Annotated in this window: 23 protein-coding genes; 7 read left to right on the forward strand and 16 right to left on the reverse strand. The window is 61.1% G+C overall.

Annotated features, from left to right (window positions below):
* Positions 1 to 189: 189 nt before the first annotated feature.
* Positions 190 to 423, reverse strand: coding sequence for a hypothetical protein (locus tag ABJN75_RS11535; protein ID WP_348439740.1), 234 nt, complete (start codon positions 421 to 423; stop codon positions 190 to 192).
* A gap of 150 nt (positions 424 to 573) precedes the next feature.
* Here ABJN75_RS11535 and ABJN75_RS11540 point away from each other — a divergent pair, with 150 nt between their 5' ends.
* From ABJN75_RS11540 to ABJN75_RS11550, 3 genes are all read left to right on the forward strand, one after another.
* Positions 574 to 1812 (forward strand): hypothetical protein, encoded by a 1239-nt coding sequence (locus ABJN75_RS11540; protein WP_348439741.1) that lies wholly within the window; start codon positions 574 to 576, stop codon positions 1810 to 1812.
* Between the two features lie 377 nt (positions 1813 to 2189).
* Positions 2190 to 3503 carry a GGDEF domain-containing protein gene (locus ABJN75_RS11545; protein ID WP_348439742.1) on the forward strand — a complete coding sequence of 438 codons (1314 nt, stop codon included), beginning with the start codon at positions 2190 to 2192 and terminating at the stop codon, positions 3501 to 3503.
* Between the two features lie 206 nt (positions 3504 to 3709).
* The gene (locus ABJN75_RS11550) at positions 3710 to 5053 is read left to right on the forward strand and encodes an EAL domain-containing protein (RefSeq protein WP_348439743.1); all 1344 of its coding nucleotides are present in this window, start codon (positions 3710 to 3712) and stop codon (positions 5051 to 5053) included.
* Between the two features lie 87 nt (positions 5054 to 5140).
* Here ABJN75_RS11550 and ABJN75_RS11555 read toward each other — a convergent pair whose 3' ends face one another.
* Positions 5141 to 5326: a hypothetical protein gene (locus ABJN75_RS11555; RefSeq protein WP_348439744.1), complete on the reverse strand. Its 186-nt coding sequence runs from the start codon at positions 5324 to 5326 to the stop codon at positions 5141 to 5143.
* Positions 5327 to 5404: 78 nt separating this feature from the next.
* Between ABJN75_RS11555 and ABJN75_RS11560 the strand changes: the two genes are divergently transcribed.
* The gene (locus ABJN75_RS11560; RefSeq protein WP_348439745.1) at positions 5405 to 6406 is read left to right on the forward strand and encodes a TAXI family TRAP transporter solute-binding subunit; all 1002 of its coding nucleotides are present in this window, start codon (positions 5405 to 5407) and stop codon (positions 6404 to 6406) included.
* Positions 6407 to 6525: 119 nt separating this feature from the next.
* Complete coding sequence (locus ABJN75_RS11565) at positions 6526 to 8589, forward strand: TRAP transporter permease (RefSeq protein ID WP_348439746.1); 2064 nt, start codon at positions 6526 to 6528, stop codon at positions 8587 to 8589.
* A 110-nt stretch (positions 8590 to 8699) separates the two neighbouring features.
* Here the strand turns inward: ABJN75_RS11565 and ABJN75_RS11570 are convergent, their stop codons facing one another.
* The 4 genes from ABJN75_RS11570 to ABJN75_RS11585 all read right to left on the reverse strand — a co-directional run bounded on the left by ABJN75_RS11570 (position 8700) and on the right by ABJN75_RS11585 (position 12230).
* Positions 8700 to 8987 carry a succinoglycan biosynthesis protein exoi gene (locus ABJN75_RS11570; protein ID WP_348439747.1) on the reverse strand — a complete coding sequence of 96 codons (288 nt, stop codon included), beginning with the start codon at positions 8985 to 8987 and terminating at the stop codon, positions 8700 to 8702.
* A gap of 114 nt (positions 8988 to 9101) precedes the next feature.
* The gene (locus ABJN75_RS11575; protein WP_348439748.1) at positions 9102 to 9443 is read right to left on the reverse strand and encodes a DUF1491 family protein; all 342 of its coding nucleotides are present in this window, start codon (positions 9441 to 9443) and stop codon (positions 9102 to 9104) included.
* Positions 9440 to 10387: a peptidoglycan-binding domain-containing protein gene (locus ABJN75_RS11580; RefSeq protein WP_348439749.1), complete on the reverse strand. Its 948-nt coding sequence runs from the start codon at positions 10385 to 10387 to the stop codon at positions 9440 to 9442. The genes ABJN75_RS11575 and ABJN75_RS11580 overlap by 4 nt, the downstream gene beginning before the upstream one ends.
* The gene (locus tag ABJN75_RS11585) at positions 10362 to 12230 is read right to left on the reverse strand and encodes a PAS domain-containing sensor histidine kinase (RefSeq protein ID WP_348439750.1); all 1869 of its coding nucleotides are present in this window, start codon (positions 12228 to 12230) and stop codon (positions 10362 to 10364) included. The genes ABJN75_RS11580 and ABJN75_RS11585 overlap by 26 nt, the downstream gene beginning before the upstream one ends.
* Positions 12231 to 12677: 447 nt before the next feature.
* On the opposite strand from ABJN75_RS11585, the gene ABJN75_RS11590 reads away from it, so the two are divergent.
* Complete coding sequence (locus tag ABJN75_RS11590) at positions 12678 to 13001, forward strand: DUF5330 domain-containing protein (protein ID WP_348439751.1); 324 nt, start codon at positions 12678 to 12680, stop codon at positions 12999 to 13001.
* A gap of 380 nt (positions 13002 to 13381) precedes the next feature.
* Entirely contained in the window at positions 13382 to 13810 is a 429-nt protein-coding gene (locus ABJN75_RS11595; protein WP_348439752.1) for a SufE family protein, read from the forward strand.
* Here ABJN75_RS11595 and ABJN75_RS11600 read toward each other — a convergent pair.
* The 10 genes from ABJN75_RS11600 to mbhE form a co-directional block, all read right to left on the reverse strand.
* Positions 13773 to 14606: a DUF6456 domain-containing protein gene (locus ABJN75_RS11600; protein WP_348439753.1), complete on the reverse strand. Its 834-nt coding sequence runs from the start codon at positions 14604 to 14606 to the stop codon at positions 13773 to 13775. The genes ABJN75_RS11595 and ABJN75_RS11600 overlap by 38 nt on opposite strands.
* Entirely contained in the window at positions 14593 to 15093 is a 501-nt protein-coding gene (locus ABJN75_RS11605) for a helix-turn-helix domain-containing protein (RefSeq protein WP_348439754.1), read from the reverse strand. Before ABJN75_RS11605 ends, ABJN75_RS11600 begins: the two co-directional genes overlap by 14 nt.
* A 505-nt stretch (positions 15094 to 15598) precedes the next feature.
* Positions 15599 to 16021 (reverse strand): MucR family transcriptional regulator, encoded by a 423-nt coding sequence (locus ABJN75_RS11610; protein WP_348439755.1) that lies wholly within the window; start codon positions 16019 to 16021, stop codon positions 15599 to 15601.
* Between the two features lie 261 nt (positions 16022 to 16282).
* Positions 16283 to 16621 carry a monovalent cation/H(+) antiporter subunit G gene (gene mnhG, locus ABJN75_RS11615; RefSeq protein WP_348439756.1) on the reverse strand — a complete coding sequence of 113 codons (339 nt, stop codon included), beginning with the start codon at positions 16619 to 16621 and terminating at the stop codon, positions 16283 to 16285.
* The gene (locus ABJN75_RS11620; RefSeq protein ID WP_348439757.1) at positions 16618 to 17049 is read right to left on the reverse strand and encodes a cation:proton antiporter; all 432 of its coding nucleotides are present in this window, start codon (positions 17047 to 17049) and stop codon (positions 16618 to 16620) included. The genes mnhG and ABJN75_RS11620 overlap by 4 nt, the downstream gene beginning before the upstream one ends.
* Positions 17046 to 17519, reverse strand: a complete 474-nt coding sequence (locus ABJN75_RS11625; protein ID WP_348439758.1) for a Na+/H+ antiporter subunit E — start codon at positions 17517 to 17519, stop codon at positions 17046 to 17048. Before ABJN75_RS11625 ends, ABJN75_RS11620 begins: the two co-directional genes overlap by 4 nt.
* Positions 17516 to 19117, reverse strand: coding sequence for a Na+/H+ antiporter subunit D (locus ABJN75_RS11630; protein WP_348439759.1), 1602 nt, complete (start codon positions 19115 to 19117; stop codon positions 17516 to 17518). Before ABJN75_RS11630 ends, ABJN75_RS11625 begins: the two co-directional genes overlap by 4 nt.
* A 13-nt stretch (positions 19118 to 19130) precedes the next feature.
* Entirely contained in the window at positions 19131 to 19508 is a 378-nt protein-coding gene (locus ABJN75_RS11635) for a Na+/H+ antiporter subunit C (protein WP_348439760.1), read from the reverse strand.
* A complete protein-coding gene (locus ABJN75_RS11640; RefSeq protein ID WP_348439761.1) occupies positions 19508 to 19927 on the reverse strand; it encodes a Na(+)/H(+) antiporter subunit B in 420 nt (139 codons plus the stop codon). The genes ABJN75_RS11635 and ABJN75_RS11640 overlap by 1 nt, the downstream gene beginning before the upstream one ends.
* Before the next feature lies 1 nt (position 19928).
* The coding region (gene mbhE / locus ABJN75_RS11645; RefSeq protein WP_348439762.1) for a hydrogen gas-evolving membrane-bound hydrogenase subunit E at positions 19929 to 21606 on the reverse strand (1678 nt) is incomplete at its 5' end.

Here is a 21606-nt window from a genome sequence, read left to right on the forward strand (position 1 = left end):
GAGAAAGGCGGCCGCAATGTCCGGGAATGGTTTGCAGCCAGAAACCAGTTTGCTATCATGTTCGGGGAGCGCTTCAACGCGTGACCGTATCTGAAACCCGCATGGGCCAGGCCAGATACACAGAGTTCATGACACTCCCGACGGGAGCGGCTTTACCGATCCCTGTCGAAACCCTGGTCGTGCCCGAATCTAGCCGATCTTGCCGCGGCGCGGCTTTGTGCCGCCGGGCTTGTCCGGTGCCGGATCGTTGAACATCGGTTCAGGATGTCTCGGTGCGTAGGGAGCCAGCGTTTCCAGAAGGGACTCGCGTCGAACGCCAGTGAACATCAGTACTTTGGCCGGACCTGCCAGGTTTTTACCGTCGGGATGCACCGCCGATACGGGTCTGCATCGTGATTGATCAAAGGTCAGTATTGTCGTCATATCTGGACTCCAACTCAGTGGAACAGGAAATACGCTCGACACTCTTCTCCCAGCTTCGTATGTATCAAGCCACGACTTGGTTAACAGCTTGCTAACGCTTTTGGGCTAAGTTGAACCAAGTGTCCTGTTGCGTTTCAGTTAGGTGTTTCCGTGTCACACAATTTTCGCGATCTCGAACAGCCCGATGCGGCCCGCCGCAAGGATGCGGTGCTGATGGCAGCCATCAGCGGTCTTGAGTGTCTCGAACATCCGACACGACAGGACATGGCCCGGTTTTCACGGCTTTTCATACCACTTTTTGCAGCCGCCAGCCAGGATGTCCGGCGCACCGCCTCGGCTGCGCTGTCGCGGCTGTCACGCTTGCCCGACGATGTCGCCGAGATGCTGGTCAATGAACCGATCGCCATCGCCGCCCCGTTCATCGCACATTATCCGCTGCTCAAGGAAAGCACGCTCGCCCGCGCTGTCGCGCGTCATGGCGCGCCCCATGCCCGGGCCGCGGCCCGGCGATCAGATCTCTCGCCACAGGCGATTGCCGCGCTCAGGAGCCTCGACGACCCTTCCGTCGAAGGACTGCTGATCCTGCGCGGCCTGATCCCCGATCCGGCGAAAGCGCCAAGCCCATCCCCGGCCCCTGCCGCCGCACCGGTTGCCGCAGCTCAGGTGAAAACCCGGCCGCTGGTCGAGGCGCCGCCGCTGGATCCGAGTGAAAAGCTCAGAGCGGAACTCAAGGCGCTGGCGCTGCGCAGTCGCACCGGCGACGCCGGCACGCCTGCGGCCAAGCCGCGCAGCGAGGTTGCCAGGTCGAAATACACCCCGCCGAAGGTTGGTCACCGGGCCCCGGCACAGCCGCTCAACCGCCCGGTCAGCGCCCGCAAGCTGGCCACAGGACCGGCGACACGCTTTGACCAAACGGCCGCCTCAGGGCCTTTGCGCCACCGGGTGACCCCGGTCAGGCTCGATCAGTTGGCGCGCTACGCCCAGCGCGACCAGGAAAACTGGTTCGCCACCGCACTGGCCGACGCGATGGAAACCAGCTTCGCGCTGGCCGAACGGATCATGATGGATGTGTCCGGCCGCCAGCTCGCAACAGCACTGATCGGTCTGGGCGTGCCCGAGACCACAATCAAATCCGCGCTCGAAAGCTTCTTCCCGCATCTGGCCCAGCCATCGGCGAAGCACACGCTCGCCACCGATCTGATCGGCGACCTCGACAGCGACGCCTGCACCGCCCGCCTCGAAGCCTGGCAACGCGCCGACAGCTACACCAGCGGCGGCTCGTCGCATGTGCCCGCACTCGCCGACACCAGACCGGTACGCCGAGATCCGGTCCAGCACACAGCTCCGCAGGACACACGCAAGACCTCGACACCCCGCAAGACGGGGTGATTGGCGGCGTTTGGGTGTGGTGTCGCCGAATGTTGGTACCGGCACTGTGCGGAGATGCGGCCGGCAGTTGGTAAACAACGGCTTTGAGCCGCGTCTCCGAGGTTCACGCTCACCCGTGCTTTGTCCGGAAGCTGCCATTCCGCGCTCCGGCTACTGACGTCGAATATGCGGGCATTGTTTCCAAACCTGGAAAAGAGGTTTTGTTTTTTCCACCTGCAAAACCTGCTCCCCGCCCTGCTCGGCACGACAGAGTTCTTCAGGCTGGCGCCTGCGTTGGGCTCGATGGGAGCATCACAACAAACCGATCCTGTTGATGGCGCAGCATTGCATCAGCCGCAAAGCCATTCTTAATACCCCGGTGCTACACTCGGGCACAAATGAGGAAGATCGCGCACACCAACCACCGGACACTTAGCCAACGCGTCTATAATGATGCGCTCAAGACAGCCATGACTGATCGGGTCATGCTGCCTGACCGGCTGCTGACGCAGCGCAGCCATTTGCACGATGCTTCCCCGGCACTCGGCGCTCTCTACGACAGCTATTCCTGGGCAGCACATTCGCTCAAGGCACGTGCCTGGCTACAGGCGGCCTTCGTCTTCAATTTTCTGCTGATGTCTTTCGATTATCTTGTCAGCCCCTCGCTGTTGATGGCAACGCTGGTTATCCGCGGCTTCATGATCTCAAGCATTCTGCTGGGCCTCCACATGCTCTGGGGACGGCAGCGAGCGTGTTGGATCCAGGGCGCGACGCTGCTTGCGGTATCGGCGACCATCATGATCGGGACCGGTGCGCTGGGCGCACTGGGTGGCGTCTCGATGTTCGAGCGCTATATCACTGGAGCGCTGTTTACGGTGGCCACCGCAATCCTGTTCTTCCCTATCGAGTTTCGCTGGACGGTCATTGCAGTTGTCGCGGCAATCCTTCTGCATGCCGGCATGCTCATCATCGGTCCGGTCCCCGATCCTTTGCTGGCGCTGAGCACCAGCTGTTTTTACAGCGGAGTCATCATTGCTTTTGCCTCGACGCGAAAGGCAACGCTGCGGAGCCAGTGGAACAGCTTCAAATCGAAAATCCGGGAACTGCGCGATCAGGAGGCATTGGCGAGCCTCAATGCCGAATTGCAGGTGTTTGCCAATCTCGACCCGCTGACCGGCATTCAGAATCGCCGTTCGACCCAGGAGGATATCGCCCGGATCTGGGACGACCCCGCCTATGCCAAGCCGGCGATAGCCTTCCTGATGCTCGACATCGACAACTTCAAGCAGCTCAATGACACTTTCGGCCACGCAGCCGGTGACGATTGCATCAAGGGGGTGGCCAACAAGATCAGCCTCGCCCTGCGCGACGGCGACATCGTCTCGCGCTATGGCGGCGAGGAATTCCTCGTGGTGCTTACCGGCACCACCGCCAGCGATGCTTTCGCAGTGGCCGAACGGATTCGCAAATTCGTTGAATCGTTCCGGTTGAGAACCTTGGGAGACGTCCCGGCAAGCCGGGTGACCATCAGCATCGGTCTGGCCCTGTGGCAGGGTGACGACACACCCGAAATGCTGATCAAGCGCGCCGACGAGGCGCTCTATGATGCCAAGCACAGGGGCAAGAACCAGACGGTGGTCGCTGCGCCTGTGCAAGACATCAACGCCTGCGCCGGACAGGGTCACAGGCAAAAAGCCCACTATGTTGCCTAGCCGCATGGACGATCCACTCCATACAATCGCGCATCCGGCGCATCAGCAGATCAGAGGTCGGCTTCGGGTTGATGTGACCTGGGTCGAATTTTGCAGTCCGGGCAGAGAGCGGAGCTTGGCTGCAGATCCAGGAAAATGCTCGTCACAAAAAAATCGAAACGTAGGCATGGGTTAAAACAGCTTATGACGCCAAGCTAGGAACACCAATGGCAACCTCAAAGCCACAGGTCTCGCCGGAACTTTCCAAACATTATTCAGCGCGAATGGTCGCTGTCTTTCGTTATGGATCATTGGCAATTGCCGGGATCGGGTTCATCCAGGCCGTAATCTTTGCCGCTTTAGGTTCGTGGGTTGTGGTGGCCATGGAGCTCTCGGCTTTCGTCGGCGGACTGGCGATCTATTTTTTGATCCGGCGCGGACATCTTGCTTTCGGAATTCTGGCCGGCCAGGCAGCTTTGATGGCGATCGCAATCACCATGGGGTTGATACTCGACGTTCCGACGGCGGATGCGCCACGGATAAGTCATCTCTACCTGCTGGTCCTGGCGGCTCTGGGGTATCTGAATTATCAGCGCGGAAAATCGCGTGCGCAGTTGGTGTTGATCGGCCTGTGCCTGCTGGCTTTCATCGTGCTCGCCAGTGCGCCACTGACATCCCCCTTTGTCGTACTGCCGGATATGGCGCGAACCATTGGCACCTGGGCCAATGCAGTCATGGCCACCACCCTGCTTGCGGTTTGCATCCACGCCATGCAGGCCGAGTTCAACCGCAAGGACAAGTTCAGCCGCGACCTGATGACCGCCTTGTGGAACGACGAGTTTCAACTGGCCTATCAGCCACAGGTCGATCTGTCGCAAAACACGATCGGCGCCGAAGCGCTTCTGCGCTGGAACAGCCCGAAACGCGGTGCTGTCTCCCCGGTCGAGTTCATTCCGCAGGCGGAAGAGCTTGGCCTCATGGTCGCCATCGGCGGATGGGTGCTCGAACAAGGCTGCAGGACGTTGGCCGAATGGAGCAAGAATCCGCTTTTCCGGCATTTGAGCCTGTCCATCAATGTCAGCGCCAGCCAGCTCATGCACAGGGACTTCGAGGCATTCGTCCGCGACACGCTGGTCAAAACCCGCGCGAACCCGCACCGGCTGATTCTCGAACTGACCGAAAGCGTGTTGGTCACCGATATCGATCTGGTGATCGCCAAACTTGACGGGTTGCGCGAACTGGGTATCACCATAGCGCTCGATGATTTCGGCACCGGCTATTCCTCGCTGTCTTATCTGCGCCGTCTGCCTATCCAGCAGGTCAAGATCGACCGCAGCTTCGTGCAAGACGCGGTGAACAGCTCGGTCAGCGCCTCGCTCGTCAAGAATGTTGTCCTCATGAGCCGCGATCTGGGGCACACCGTTCTGGCTGAAGGGGTGGAAACGATTGAGCAGCACGCTTTGCTGGCTCGGTTCGGCTGCATCGAGTTTCAGGGCTATTTTTATGGCAAGCCGATGGCACTGGCCGATTTCGAACAGCGCATCGAGGCCAGGATCAAACGCTTGGCCTGAAGGAGTTCTTCAGCGAGCCGGCAGCGATGTTTGCCGATACCTGCAATGGGCCGTCACTATCGACAGGGCGTGTCAGCCACCTCCTGTTTACCCGATTTTGAGTGGAATGATATTTGTCCTGCCGTTGGCAAACGCCACAGCACCTTCGTTACGAATCATGGTGACGGTTTCCTGCAAAGTGGCTCGGTCGTTATCGAACAGATGGTCCCAGATGATTGATGTTGCGCCTAAAATCACGACTTCCAAACGTCCAATCCCGCCTTTTGATGCCATTCGCTACGGGCGTCTTGCACGCGTGCGAGAAGGCACATAAGCTGCCGGAACATTGCAAGAGCCTGATAGGGAGTTATCATGAAACACTACAAATTCATCGCTGGCGCTGCGCTGGCAATCGGCCTGGCGACAAGCGCCGTGGCGCAGGACATGTCCTTCTTCCGCATCGGCACAGGCGGGACAGCCGGAACCTATTATCCGATCGGCGGATTGCTGGCCAACGCGATTTCAAACCCGCCCGGTTCGCGCCCTTGCGAAGAAGGCGGTTCATGCGGCGTTCCCGGCCTCGTTGCCTCGGCGCTGTCGGCCAACGGCTCGGTTGCCAATATCAACGCCATCGCCGGCGGCACCCTGGAATCGGGTTTCGCCCAGTCCGATGTTGCGACCTGGGCCTATACCGGCACCGGTATCTGGGATGGCAAGCCAGCGGTTGAAAAGCTGCGCGCCATCGCCAATCTCTATCCCGAGAGCATCCACCTGGTGGCAAGCGCCGGTTCCGGCATCAACAGCGTTGCCGATCTCAAGGGCAAGCGCGTTTCGCTGGACGAGCCGGGCTCCGGCACTCTCGTCGACGCCCGCGTCATCCTGGAAGGCTATGGCCTGTCGGAAGCTGACATTTCGCCCGAATTCCTCAAGCCCGACCAGGCCGCAGACCGCATGCGTGATGACGCCATGGACGCCTTCTTTTTCGTTGGCGGCTATCCGGCCGGCGCCATTGCCGAGCTTGCCAGCCAGCACGACGTCAAGCTGGTTCCGATCTCGTGCGACGAAGCACCGTCGATCTGCGAAAAATATACCTTCTTCGCAAACGATACCGTTCCGGGCGGCACCTATGAAGGCAATGCGGACGACGTGAAGACCCTGGCCGTGGGCGCCCAATGGGTCACCAGCGCCGATCAGCCGGAAGAGCTGATCTACGGCATCACCAAGGCGCTGTGGAACGACAACACCCGCAAACAGCTCGATGCCGGTCACGCCAAGGGCAAGTCGATCACCAAGGAAACCGCGCTTGACGGCGTCGGCATTCCGCTGCATCCGGGCGCTGAAAAGTTTTACAAGGAAGCCGGGATTCTGAAGTAAAGCAAAGACCTATTGCGTCTTGAACAACAGCGATCTTAAAGGGGCCGCGCATGACCTGCGCGGCCCTCAGTTTCTAAAGCTCTCAAAATGTGGTGGGGCCCATGAGTGTGGATAAGCAAATGCCGGAACCGGCCGAGGGCATTCGTCATCTGAGCGCGGATGAACTGCAGGCGATCGAGGAAACCTACGATCCGGAACTTCGTTTCCGCGTTCTGGTCTGGCCCTTGACCATCATCACGGCAACGATCCTGTTTTTGCTGTCGTGCTATCATTTTTATACCGCAGGCTTTGGCATCCCGCAGGCAACAGTGCATCGCGGCCTGCATCTCGGTGTCACGCTGCTGGTCGTCTTCCTGAGCTTTTCCGCGTTCGGCAAGAAAGAGATGAAGCCGGGTGCGCTGAGACCTTTCGGACTGCCGCTGACCGACTGGGTACTCGGCATTGCCGGGTTGATTGCCGCACTCTATGTGCCCTGGATCTACAGCGATCTTGCCTTCCGCGTCGGCAATCCGCTGCCGATCGACGTCGCCATGGGGACGATCCTGATCGTCGTGCTTCTGGAAGCCGTGCGCCGCTCCATGGGCTGGCCGCTGCCGGTGATCGCGCTTTTGTTCATTGCCTATGCCTATTTCGGAAAGTCGATGCCCGGCATCTTCGTTCATCCGGGCGCCAGCTGGTCGAATATCGTCAACCATCTCTATCTGACCTCTCAAGGCATTTACGGTACGGCGCTCGGCGTTATTGCCACCTATGTGTTCCATTTCGTGCTTTTCGGGGTGATGGCCACCCGCATCGGGCTTGGCCAGTTGTTCATTGATGTGGCCTCGGCAATGGCTGGCCGCTATGCCGGCGGACCGGCCAAGGTATCGGTGCTGTCATCGGCGCTTCTGGGCTCGATTTCAGGGTCGTCGATCGCCAACACCGTGACCACAGGCGCACTGACCATCCCCGCCATGATCCGCATCGGTTATCCCCGCCACTTTGCTGCCGCCGTGGAAGCCGCAGCCTCCACCGGCGGTCAGATCACCCCGCCGGTCATGGGCGCAGTCGCCTTCCTGATGATCGAGTATCTGGGTCTGCCGCTGACCACCATTCTGACGGCTGCGCTGGTTCCCGCTTTCATGCATTTTTTCGGCGTGCTGGTTCAGGTCCATCTGGAAGCCCGGCGGCTTGGCCTGCGCGGCCTGTCTGCCGCCGAACTGCCCAATGCCTGGAAAGTCATGAAAGAAGGCTGGCTGTCGGTTGTTCCGCTCATCGTTCTGGTCGCCATCCTGTTATCCGGACGCACGCCGTTTTCCGCCGCGTTCTGGTCGATCACAGCCTGCATCGGTGTTCTTGTCATTCAGCAGGTTCGTGCAGGCGGCATCATCGACGGTCTGCGCGGCACATTCCATGGCGTATGGGAAGGCTTCATCCTGGGTGCCAAGCAGTCGCTGTCGGTCACAGCGGCCGCTGCCCTGGTCGGTGTCGTCATCGGCGTTGTCACGCTGACCGGCGTCGGCTTCAAGATCGCCTATATGGTCACAGGCATTGCGCAGGATTGGGCCGGCTCGATCCACAGCCTTCTGGCTTTCCTGCCTTTCGAGCTGATGGGCGTGCCAACTCTGACGCTGCTCTTCACCCTGATCCTGACGGCCATTGTCTGCATTCTGATGGGCTGCGGCATTCCGACGACCGCGAACTACATCATCATGGTCGCCGTTGCGGCACCGATCCTCGGCCTGCTCGGGGTTGAGCCGCTGGTCGCCCATTTCTTCGTCTTCTATTACGGGGTCCTGGCCGATGTGACGCCACCAGTTGCGCTGGCGGCCTATGCCGGTGCCGGGATTGCCAATGCCAATGCGTTCAAGGCCGGCAATACCGCCTTCCGGCTCAGTATGGGCAAGGCGCTGGTGCCTTTCGTCTTTGCGTTTCAACCGGCACTGTTACTGGTCACCGATAACTTCACCTGGACTGCATTTTCCCTCGCATTCAGCGGCACCGTGCTGGGTATCTGGGCGCTGGCTGCGGCTGTATCCAACTGGCTGTTCGCACCGCTCCGCTGGTATGAGCGCGTCGCGCTGGTTCTGGCCGCCATCCTGCTGGTTGCGCCCGATCTGACCGCAACCGTGATCGGCCTGCTGCTCGTCGCACCGATTATGGCGAGACAGTTGCTACAGAAGGACCGTACAGCGCCCGGCTAGGCGCGGTTCTGTCGCACATCGCGCTTCTGGTCATGACAGAAAAGAAAGGCTTTGATGCTGGCTATCAGGCTTGCTTGGCTCTCGGTGCCGTCGCGATGACGGAGGCGGCTCTACCGTCTGGCTCTTCGCCAGCCCGCCGCGCGGGCGTCGGCTTCGGAGCAGAACCAGCGCTCGCCAAACCGGTGCGATATTCTGGTCGGGAGATAGTATTTTTGCCCGGGTACATGGTAGATGCGCTCGCCAGTGTTGACGCTGATGTTGCCCTTGATGACGCAGGCACCGTCATCATCGCTGCGCACGGCCTGGGCGCGCGAGGCAATGGTCTTGATCGTCGCCGGCGCGGCGAAGGCTGCGGCTGAACAGACAATTACCAGTGTCGAAAATCTTGTTATCATCATCGAAAACCCAGGTTGCAGGCTTCGATGATGCACGCAAAAGAATAATATCTCCCGACTGCAACCGGTAAAATTGTTGCAATCCGGACGGCGGCGAACCAGCGGGCGAGCAGCACCCTATCCCTCGACCAGATCCAGATATTGCTCCGGGGTGTCGGTTTCGATTTCCACCACCCAGATGTCGGAATCGAAGCGGGATTCGCGGGCGAGCGTTTCGGAAATTTCGGATTCGGCGACGCGGGATTGTCTCATCTCGAACAGCCGACCGTCGGGATGGTCGTCGTCAAACACGGTCTGCGGCGCGGGTGCGGCCAGGCTTTCTGTGCCGTCGCGGTGGCGGATGCGGATGAAGATCGCGCCGGCTTCTTCCGCGCCGTGGCGTTCAACCACCGCCATGCCGCCATCTGCGAAGACGCGGCGTGTCAGGGCCGCGACGAAGATGCCGGCTCTCAGCCTCACAGCGCGCCGATCTCGATGAGCTTGTTGAGCACGGTCTCGTTGGGTTGACCGGTGACGGGAAGCCGGTAGTGCTTCTCGAAGGCTCCGATCGCCGCGCGGGTCTGGGCGCCGGCAACGCCGTCGACCGAGATATTGGCATAGGCGATGTTGGACAGGCCCGACTGGATCCGCCGCACCAGTTCGCTCGGCCCTTCCACGGCTTCGGCGGGCACGGTTACCGGTTCGCCTGTGCGCTTGGCGGTGACCACCGGCTCCAGATGCGGTTTCGGCGCGGGCGTCGGGATTTCCTCAAGGCGCGCCAGATTGACCGACTGCGGTGCGGCCGCCTGCTGCGCCGGTTCCGCGGCCCGGACGGGTGCGGCTGCAGTCTCCATGATTGCAAGCAGCGCTGGCGTCGCCTCCCCGGTCTGGGAATAGCCGTTGTTTTTCTCCCAGGTGCGGATCGCGGAAGCCGATTTCGGACCCATCAGACCATCGATCTCGCCGCTGTACAGTCCCTTGTCGCTCAGAATCGCCTGGATCCGGCTCAACACCGGATCGGCTGCGGACCTGGCTGCCGCAACCGGAGCCGGCGAGGACACCGGCGCCTCGTAGGGGACCGGGATCGAGGCGGTCGGGGTTTCGTCGCTGCGTTCTATGCGGAACGTGGTGACGGATCTTGCCGGCACGTCTTCGGCGCCCGGGATTTGGGTCGCAGGTCCGGTCGAGGTGACCGGCGCCGCAGCAGCCGAAAGCTCGCGGGTCTTGAGGATCGGTGCTGGATGCTGGCCCGGCTGGTGCCACAGCGCATTGGCGGCGACAAAGCCGAAGATCACGCTGAAGGCAACACTCCCGCCGGCAAGCGACGGGTGCGCCGACACGATCTGGCCGAGCATCCCCAGAATGCCGTTGCCGGACCGGGTTTCATCTTCCAACAAGTCAGGCGCTGCGCGCTGTCTCGACATGGTCTTCATTCCTGTTTTTCAGTTCTTTTCTGGCGGGTCTGGGCAAGACCGGCGGGAAGGCCGTCGCTGTGACACTGTCATGTTCACCGGTTTCGCAGTTGGCGCCCGATCCATCGGCGGGCAGATCGATGGTCACCACGGTGCCCTCGCCCTCGGTGCTGGCAATCGAGAATGTTCCGCCGTGCAGATCGACCAGACCCTTGACCAGCGACAGGCCGAGGCCGGTGCCCTCATAGTGGCGGGCAAGGCCGTTTTGCGCCTGCACAAAGGGTTCGCCGATGCGGGCGAGCTTTTCGGCGGGAATGCCGATGCCGGTGTCGCTGACAACCAGCCTGAAGCGGTCGCCCTCGATGGCCGCATCGACATTGATGACGCCGCCGGATTCGGTGAACTTGATGGCGTTGCCGACCAGATTGATCAGGATCTGGTGCATCGCGCGCCTGTCGGCGACAATCTCGCCCACACCGCGGGCAAGCCGGCGGGTCAGCGTCACGCCCCGGTTGGAGGCCTGCAGCTTGAGCATGGCGTCGCAGCTGTCGATCACCTCGCCGACCGCGAACGGCTCGACAAAGACCTCGTAGCGGCCTGACTCGATCTTGGACATGTCAAGCATGGTGTTGACCAGCGACAGCAGGTGCTCGCCGGAATGGTGGATCAGACCGACATATTCACGCTGCCGCTCGTTGCTGAATGCGCCGAAATACTCGCGCGCCAGAATGTCCGAGAAGCCGATGATGGCGTTTAGCGGCGTGCGCAGTTCATGGCTGACAGCAGCCAGAAAGCGGGTCTTGGCGGCGTTGGCGGTTTCGGCTTCCTCGACAACCGCGTCGGCGCTGAGACGATCGGCAACCTCGGCGGAAATATCGCGGGTCTGTGCCAGAACACCGGTGATCGCGCCATCCGGTCCGTGTTCGGCCGACAACGAAACGGCGGCATGGACGAATTGCGCGCTTGCGCCGATGCTTTCGAAACGAATTTCAACCTGCTGGCGCCTGTCACCAAGGCGCAGCCGGTCGAACGCGTCGAGGAAGGCGATCCGATCGGCGACATGGATGCGATTGACGAAGCCCTTGCCCGACAGATCACCGACACGCCGGGCGAAGTCGGACCGGTCGGCGCCGGTAATATGGATCACCTCGCCGCGCACGGTGTGGCGGGTGAGAAGCCCCGGCAGGCCGTCAAGAATATCGAGGTCCGTCACGATGCCTGGCGCATCCGGTACTGCCGCCAGTTGTTGCGGCTCCGGCGCGCTTTGAAGGCACATCGCCAGGCCGCGCACCAGGGCATAAAGCCCGAACGACAGACCGGTGGCGAGGAATGCGCCTTCAGGCGCCGGTCCGGCAATCGAGGCGCTGCCGGCCATCGCGACACCGAGCAGGGCCAGAACCGCGGCGATGGTCCCCAGCCCAAGCCCGGACGGCCGTTTCGACTGGATCGCCGCTTCCAGTGGAATCAGCGCCAGCAGCGGCAGGAAGGGCGAGGCAAGGCCACCGCTCAACACCGCCAGCGCGCCCAACGCAAGCGCCGCCGCGCCAATTGCGAGGCGTCCTGCGATACGCGGCGATCCGGTGGAAGCAAGCACGCCGGCAATGGCGATCGGCATGGCGGCAGCGGTCAGGGCGCCGGCGATGGCTTGCGGCCAGGTAAACGCGGTCAGCAAAGCCGGAACAGCAATGACAGGGGTGAGAATCGCACTGGAAAGACAGGCCGTCATGGCGCGAACTCGTGCCTCGTTGCCGTCCTGCGTCTGCAGGGTGTCATACGCGGGCGTTCGCAGCCAGGATTCGGCTGTTTGCCGTCCAGCGAGCTTCACTCTGTCGATAAGATCATCCAATTCCGTCACTGCCGATTCCATACACGCCGCAGTCGTTTGTTGTTGATCCGACTGTGCCAGCGCCAACTTAAGGAAAGAATAAGCCGGACGCGGCAGAGAGTTCAAAACCGGCTGATTTCAACCGACCGCGGAGATGAAATGCCGGCTTCGGGAAACATGGTTAACGAGGGCTTTCGCGCCAATGCGACTCCTGGCTGTGGGAGCTGTTGTGCGGAAATTCCAGTTCCATCCAGGTTCTGCCACAGCGGTGCCAGGCCCGGAGCCTTCCGCCAAAGCAGCCTTGCAGCAGGCGAGCGGCGGATTCGGCGCGATTGTTAAAATTTTCGGCAAATTTGGCTCAAAATGCCGCCTCCACTTCAAATTGGCCTTGAAGTTTTTGTTTCATGATCCTCGCCAAGTCCGGGACAACCCGGGCATCTCCGTCCAAAGCTGGCGGACAACAGGAAGGGCTCATTCATGTGGTTTTTAATCAAGGGAAGTTTCTGGTTCTCGCTGGTGTTGATCGCCTTGCCGTTTCTGGACACCGGATCGCGGGAGGCGCTGGAGACCGCGCCGCCGCTGGAGGTGGGACAGAGCGTCGCAGCCGCCGTCGAGGCCTTTGAGGACATCAAGCAGATTTGCGTGCGCAAACCCGATATCTGCGAAACCGGCAGCGAGACCTTCGCAGCGCTGGGCACCCGCGCCAAGGAAGGTGCACGCATCGCCTATCAGTTCCTCGACTCCAAATTCGCCAACGATGAAACCGATTTGGTGACGGGTTCCCTGCCTCAGACCAACTAGGGGCCGGTTCCTCCCCGCTTGCACCCCCAACGTCGCTTCACGGGTGCCAAGACCAGAAGGATCCACTGCCGAAGCCATGATGCACAAGACTGCCACCTCAAGCCGCATCTGATGCGCCGCCACCGGGAACAGCCCTTCCTCCCGGTGGCGCTTTTTCTTTTCCGGGCACCGGCAACAGCCCTTCCTCCCGGTGGCGCTTTTTCTTTCCCGGGCACCGGCAACAGCCCCTCCTCCCGGTGGCAGTTTCTTTTCCGGGCAGCGGCAAGTCGCCCACAACGATGTGAAGCATTTGTTTGCCTGAACACTGCGGAATTGCCCTGCCACGGGGTGCACTCTCGACCGATTTCGCCTATATGACTGATCAGTCACAGGACCCCGACATGACCAGTTTGCAAACCATTCTCGACGATTTCGAATATATGGACGACTGGGAAGACCGCTACCGCTATCTCATCGAGATCGGCAAGGCGCTTCCCGAAATGCCCGAGACCGAGCACACCGACGCCAACAAGGTCAGGGGCTGCGCCAGCCAGGTCTGGCTTGTGGCCGAGACCGAAGCAGGCGATCCCGGCGATCCGGTGATGATCTTCCGCGGCGATTCCGACGCCCACATCGTGCGCGGGCTAGTGGCCATCGTGCTGGCGGCAACCTCGGGAGAAAAGGCTTCAGCGGTCGAAAATCTCGACGAGGCGGCACTGTTGACGCGGCTGGGACTGGGCGAGCACCTGTCGCCACAACGCGCCAACGGCCTGCGCTCGATGGTGATGCGCATCAAGGCGCATGCGGCGGCGGCGCGGGCGGCCGCCTGAGGCCTTTGCCCCGGGGCGCGCTGTAATGCCGGGCAAGAGACGCCAGCGCGGTGCGCAGCATCAGCTTGGCAGAACGGGCCGGCCATCCTCTCTCGCGCTCGACTTCGGTCAATCCCTTGAGAAAGCAGCACACGTCGAGGAGCACACCGGAGAGTTCCGGTCCGACATCCGTCAACGCGCGCTCCACCCTGAGCCGCGCTGACAAAGCCGCCTCGGACATCTCCGCGGCGCCGCCCGGCGCGCCGGACTGGCGTCCGTTGCCGACCGGTTCCCAACGCTGGGCGAGCGATGGCTGCATCTGTCCCCGGATAAAATCGGAACGCAACCGCTCGCCGGCGTCGACATGGGATGGATCGAGAAACAGCGATCCATCCTTGGCCTTGATCCGTGCCAGCGCCGCAAGCGGCGATTCGCAGGCATTGACGGTGACCCGGCCATGCTTCGGGTCGGACCTCGAAACCAGGCTCCGGTGCTGGTCCTGAAAAGCGCTGTCGGGATCGCAAAGCCAGCGCCTGAGCGCTGCCCGGCCTTCGGGCGTCGGCGAATAGGACTGCAGCGCCTCTCCCTTGGCCCTCCCCTCCGCTCGGTCCTGCGACAATACGCCCACCAGCAGGCCATGTGAGAGAGCAGCCATCAGCAGGCTTGCATCCACCAACCGGCGGCCGCCGTCGTCTCGCTCAAGACCAATCCGGGCATTCCGGTCAGAGGGCAACGCGCCGGTCGCGGGCCGTCTCGCCACGAAACCCAGGAGGGCCGCCATCGCCTTGCGCGCCTGCCGCGCGTCAGGGTTCCGCATGATCACACCCCAACGGCGCGAAGACGGCCTCAATGCAGCGCTCGCACCGCTCGACAAAGCGATCGTAACCGGTGTCATCGCGGCGATCCTCAACCACGGCGCAGGCGTGCACGATGGTGGTGCGGTCACGGCCAAAGGCTGTGGCAACGGTCCTGTAGGGCACCGAAAGCACGACATGGGAGAGATAGATGGCGATCTGGCGGACATGACAGCGGGGCCTTCGCCGCGCCGCGCCCTCGGGCAGATCTGCCTCGCAGGCCATAGCGAACAATTCCGCCACCAGTCGCCAAACAATGCGACACCGCAAGATATCAACCGGATTGTCGCGGCTTGCCGCCATGCCGACACGGCCCGGCATGCGTGCGTGGCGCGTCGCTGGTCCTGACCGGCGGACAGACGCCGGCGGCTCCCGCAGCACCGTCAGATCGGCAATGGCGACGAAAGCCAGAACGCTTTCGTTCAGGACCACTCCGGTGCGAGGGCCCAAGTTGCTGCTGCTGCCCCTGCAAGGCGGCCAAAGCCGGTCTCGATGGGTGTTGGACTGGTCGGGCCTGTCAATTTGTCCGTCTCGATCTGCCATGATGAAAACCTCCTTTTATAGGAATATTTTCTTACATGATATGCAGACAGTGAGGACGTGCAGCCAGCCACCGGCTGCATCCTATCGTTGTTTTATCAGTGTTTTTGTTCAAATGCACCTGATTTACAAGGAATTTTTTCCTCATATCTGGCGCCACTGTCCAACCATATTGATGCGCACCGGGCATCGGCAGGCCAACTGGAGCGGTAAAATGGTCCGCAGCGCGCCAGCGAGATGCGAATTCAGCCGACGACAGCGCCGGAATCAAAAACCGTGGCCGGAGCCACGGTTTTTGAAAACTTGCGGAGGAGTTAGAACTCTCCACACTGCTTGCGCCGGCTTCGGGAATATCACGCGGATCGTGAGTTGACGTCCAAACCGCGTGCGATCACCGGAGCTTCCGGCGGCAAGTTTACTTGCTGCGCTTGCGCTTCTGACCCAGGCCCATTTCTTTGGCAAGACGCGATCGCGCCTCGGCATAGGCCGGAGCAACCATCGGATAATCAGCCGGAAGTTCCCATTTTTCACGGTACTGCTCAGGCGTCAGACCGTAGTGGGTCATCAGGTGGCGCTTGAGAGACTTGAACTTCTGGCCATCTTCCAGACAGATCAGATAGTCATTCTGAATCGAACGACGCACAGATACCGCCGGCTTCGGCTTCTCGACAACTTCTTCCACGGGCATTGTCGCCCCACCAAGAGCTGCGTGCACCTGGGAAATCACATTTGGAAGATCATTTGCGGCAACAGAGTTGTTGCTCACATAGGCTGCGACAATTTCAGCGGTCAATTCGATCAAGAGATCGGCGCCATTGTCCTTGTTTGCTTCTGTCATAGTGTGGTCCTAACTTTTTACTCGAACAGGCTGCCTTGTGAACGGAATAGAGATGGTTACAAAAAACGCATGATCCTCTTGGCAGTCCGCGAGAATTGACTTACCTGAATTTCAAGTTCAAACAAGTACTAAATCTCATAGCATGACCGGTGTCTTAACAAGACTAATCAAAACATATTACCGAATTATAATTTAGACGCGCAAGCCTGCCGCGCATGAATTCTTAAGTTGTAATTTAGATACAATTGGTTCGACATAACACTATTGTTCATCTTTCGGAGCCATTTCATCTCTCACCGAGGACGAGTGCAATCCGTAGCCGACCGCATAGGCTGCCTTGGCCAGAAGATGCGATGAAACCGGCGCTGTCAGCAGGAAGAAGACCACGCCGGCCAGCGCCCGCGAGACGGTGCCGAAATCGGAAGCATGAATGGCCAGGGCAATCAGAATCAGGCAAGATCCCATTGTCCCGGCCTTCGAGGCGGCATGCATACGCGTGTAAAGGTCGGGCAGGCGCAGCAACCCGATCGAGGCGACCAGCGTGAACGCTGCTCCGACCAGCAGCAGTGCGGCGGAAATCAATGTGGCGATTTCAATCATTGGCGCGGCTCCTTCGCGGTTTGGCCGGCGCCCGGATGCACGACAACATCAGGCTTGCCGTCCGGCGTCGCAGCCTTTGACCTGGCCTTGGCTTCGCGACGCGCGATGGAGGCCGCCTGCCGCGCTTCGGCCAGGATATCGTCCTCGGTCTTGCCGCGAGACAGCACGAAACGGGCGAATGCGACCGTGGCGAGGAAGCCGACCAGCCCCAGCGCGATGGCGACATCGACATAGAGCGTGTATCCGGTCTTGATGCCGATCACCGCGATGAAGCCGATGGCGATCGCCACCAGCATGTCGAGCCCCAGAATCCGGTCAGGCAGTGTCGGCCCCTTGACGATGCGATAGATGGTGATCAGAAACGACAGGCACAGAATGCCCAGCGCCAGATTGACTGCGGAAACGAAGATGGTCGCCACGCTGATCATCGGAACGCCTCCATGATCTTGCGCTCGAAACCTTCGGCGATATCGCGCCTTGTGGCGTCGGGATCAGAGGCATCGAGGGCGTGGACATAGAGGGTGCGGCGATCCTCCGACACATCGACAGACAATGTGCCCGGGGTAAGCGTGATCAGGTTGGCGAGAATGGTGATTTCGAAATCACGATCGACCCTGAGCGGGTAGGCCAAAATTCCCGGCTTGAGGTCCATGCGCGGTGACAACACCACCACCGCGACCTTCCAGGCCGACAACACCAGTTCGTACACAAACAGCAGCAGCAGCGAAATGACCCGGCGGGCGCGGGAAAAATAACCGATCGAGCCGACCTGCTCGCGGATCAGCGACAGGGCGGAAACCGCCAACACGAAACCGAACGCGAAATTGAGGAATGTGAACGATCCGGTGACCGCCGCCCACGTCAGCGCAAGCAGAACATTGACCAGAAACAGGCTCATTGGGACGCCTCCACGGGAAAGACCGACAGCACATAGGCGGACGGATCCAGCAATCCGCGCGCGGCGTCCTGCGCGAGCGCCATGACAGGTTCCGGCCAGACCCCGGCGGCAACGGTGAGCAGCACCAGCCCGGCCAGCGCTGCCGTCGCGCCAACCGACAGCGGGTTGGCCGGAGTTGTTTCAGCCGGCATCTCGCCTATCGTCCTCAGCGTCATCTCGTCAGGCTCGGCGGCGGGGCGCCAATAGGCCAGCACCCAGATCCGTCCGACAGTGATGGTGGTGAGAAAACCGGTGACCAGGATTGCGCCGGCCAGCCACCAGGCGCCGATGTCGAGCGAAGCCTTGACCAGCATGATCTTGGGCCAGAACCCCGAGAACGGCGGCAACCCCGCCACCGACAGGAACAAGAGCAGCGTCAGGGCGGCAATCAAGGCGTTCCTGGTGTAGAGGCCACCGGCGTGTGTCAGCTGGAAGCTGCCTCCGAGCCGTCCGCCGATCCCTGCGGCGAAATAGAGCGCGGTCATCACCACCATCGAATGGGCGGCATAGAAGATCGCGCCGGAGAGACCGGCCGGACTGCCAAGCGCCAGGCCCGCCAGCATCACGCCGATCCCGGAAATCACCAGAAAGCCGAGCGCGCGCCGGATATCGTTCTGCGCCAGCGCGCCCATGACCCCGAGAACCATGGTGAGCACGGCGGCAATGGCGATGATGAAGGACAGTTCCTCGCGCTCGAACGGGAACAGCATGCCGAGAATCCGCAGCAGCGCATAAATGCCAACCTTGGTCAGCAGGCCGCCAAACAGTCCCGAGATCACGATCCTGGGGGTATGATAGGAGGCAGGCAGCCAGAAATTGACCGGAAAGGCCGCGGCCTTCATGGCGAAAGCCAGCAGGTAGAGCGTGACCAGCGTCATCAGCGGCGCGGTGCCGCGCAGTTCGGCTGCCCTGACGGCGATGTCGGCCATGTTGAGCGTGCCGAACAGGCCGTAAAGATAGCCCGTGGCCACCAGGAAAAGCGTGGTGGCGATCAGGTTGAGAAAGGCGTATTTGGTGCCGCCGTCGATCTGCGCCCGCTCCGAGCCCAGAACCAGGAGCCCGAAGGACGAGATCAGCAGCACCTCGAACCAGACATAGAGATTGAAGATGTCGCCGGTCAGGAACGCCCCGAGAATGCCGGCCATGATCAGCATCAGGAACGGATAGAAGCCGTAGCGGCGGCCTGAATCATCGACATCGCTGCGGCCATAAATGCCCGCGGCAAAAGCCACCATCGACGAAGTGGCGGCGAAAAACGCCCCCAGCAGGTCCACCGTGAAGGAAATCCCGAACGGCGGCAGCCAGCGTCCCATGGTCATGCTGACCGTGCCGTTGCCGATCACGTGCCACACAAGCCCAACCGTCATCAGCACGAGCACAGCCAGCGCCGGAATGGCGATCAGCGGCTGCAGATCTGTGCGCTTGCGCAGCATCAGCAGAACCGCGCCAATCAGGATGCACCAGATGACGGGGGCGATGACCAGCCAATCGGCTGAGGAAACCGGCTGCACCACATAAACGGCGGAAAAGTCGCGCAGGCCTTCACTGTTGACAGCCATCTCCGGCCTCCCCTCAGTAACCGGCCGGTGGCGAAGCTTCGCCCACCGGTTCGGCTACACGCATCTCGTCGGAGTTGTCTGTCTCCAGCTCCTGGTAGGCGCGAAAGCCCAGCACCAGCAGAAACGCGAAAAACGAAAACGAGATCACAATGGCGGTCAGGATCAGGGCCTGCGGCAGCGGGTTTGCCGCAGCCGGGGTCAGGGTATTGGCCCCGTCACCGATGATGGGCGGGATTTCACGCGTCACCCGACCAGCGGTGAAGATCAGCAGATTGACGGCGTTGCCAAGAATGGCCGCCCCCATCAGGATACGGATGATGTGCTTGGACAGAAACAGATAGATGGCGACGGTGAACAGCATACCCACCAGAACAGCGAAAATGGCTTCCATCAGTCGCGATCCCTTTCCTCGAGCGCCAGCGCGATCGAACTGATGGCGCCGACGACAACCAGATAGACCCCGACGTCAAACACCAGCACGCTCGACAGGGCCAGCTCGACCCCGAACAGGTGCGGATAGATCCACAGACCCGACATGTAGGGAACGCCAGCGAAGACCGACAGGACGCCCGCGCCAGCCGACATAAACAAGCCGAAGGCGGCAATCGCCATCGGATGAAAATAGATTGCCCGGCGCACCGGCGCGACACCGCAGGCAATACCATAGATCGCCAGCGCCGAAGCCGCGATCAGGCCGCCAATGAAGCCGCCGCCGGGTTCATTGTGGCCGCGCAGCAGCACGAAAATGGAAAACAGCACCATCAGGCTGGTCAGAAACGGCGCAATGGAGCGGAAAATCACCGTACGCATGTTATTTGGCCTCCCTGCTCTGCCCGATGCCCTGACCGGCAACGTCATTGCGGTCCGGATCATTGTCAGCAACCGCACCCGTAAAGCGCGGAACCCTGATGCGGATCAGGGACAGGATGGCAAGGCCGGTGACCATCACCACCGCGATTTCGCCAAGCGTATCCGTGCCGCGGAAATCGACAATGATGACGTTGACCACATTGGTGCCGTGGGCGACGATTTTCGAGTAGGCCGAGAAGAAGTAGCTCAGCGCCGTGTTGAACGGCTGCTGCGTGACCGACAGCAGATACAGCATGAAGCCGCCGCCGCAGGCCAGCGACACGGTCATGTCGAAAAGCTTCTGTCCGGTCGGGCGATGATCGGATGCGGTCAGTCTCAGCCTTGTCATGATAAGGGCGAGAATGACCACGGCGAGGGTTTCGACCATGAACTGGGTAAACGACAGATCAGGTGCGCCAAACAGCAGGAAGATCAACGCCACCGCAAAGCCCTGGATACCCAGCGAGACGATTGCGGTGAGCCGGTCGCGCGCATAGATGATCGCGAAAAGACCGATCGGCACCAGGGCAATGACCACCAGTTCGTGAAGCTGCACGCCGGCGGGCCAGACCGGCATGGCCGGCCATTCGCCATACCAGGCCATCGGTCCGAGAAGCGCCAGCGCGATCATCAGGAATGTCACGGTCATGTAGATATCAAGCCGTCCCGGCTGGACAAAACGGGTGACCGAAACCGAAAGCCGGACAAGGCTGAAAATCAGCTGGTCAAAGCCGCGATCCGGGCCCCAGCCGATGGCCGCGAGAAGCGAGGTCATCGCCGCGCGGGCGCGATCCAGCAGGCGATAGACGATCATGCCGAACGCAATGGTGAGCAGCGACAGCATCAGTGGCGGACCGAAATGCGGAATCAGCGAGATCGACACGGTCTCCGCCTCCCCCGCCACGGCGCTGGCCATCGGCGAGGAAATGAAGCGATGAGTGAGCGGCGACCACAGCCCCGCGACAAGCGCCGTCACACCCAGCGTCAGCGGCCCGAGCCACAACAGAACCGGCCCTTCATGGGCAGCCTTCGGGGTTTTAACGGTCGGGCCGAAGAACGGCTTGATGGCGACCGCGAACCCGATGACGAACATCAGCCCGTTGCCGATGACGGCAATGGCGACAAAGGCCAGCGACCAGGAATCCATCGCCCACAGCGCCGCATAGATTTCCTCCTTGGCGAGGAAGCCGATGAGCGGCGGCAGGCCGGCCATCGAGATGGCGGCGGCCATGGCGGCAATAAAGGTGATCGGCATCGCCTTGCGCAAGCCGCCAAGCCTGGTCACATCGCGAGTTCCGGCCTCATGATCGATCAGTCCGGCGACCATGAACAGTGCACCCTTAAACAGCGAGTGCGCCACCAGATAAAGCACGGCTGCGGCAATGGCATACTCGGAGCCGAAGCCGGTGAGCATCACCAGCAGGCCGAGCGAAGACACCGTGGTGTAGGCCAGCATCAGCTTGAGATCGGTCTGGCGGATGGCGAGCAGCGTGCCGACAATCAGCGTGGTTCCGCCAAACACCGGCAGGATGGTTTCCCACCAGATGGTGTCACCGAGCACGGGATTGAGCCGCATCAAGAGATAGACGCCGGCTTTGACCATGGTGGCCGAATGCAGGTAGGCCGACACCGGTGTCGGC

This window comes from Hoeflea sp., assembly GCF_039975035.1.
Classification (GTDB): Bacteria; Pseudomonadota; Alphaproteobacteria; order Rhizobiales; family Rhizobiaceae; genus Hoeflea.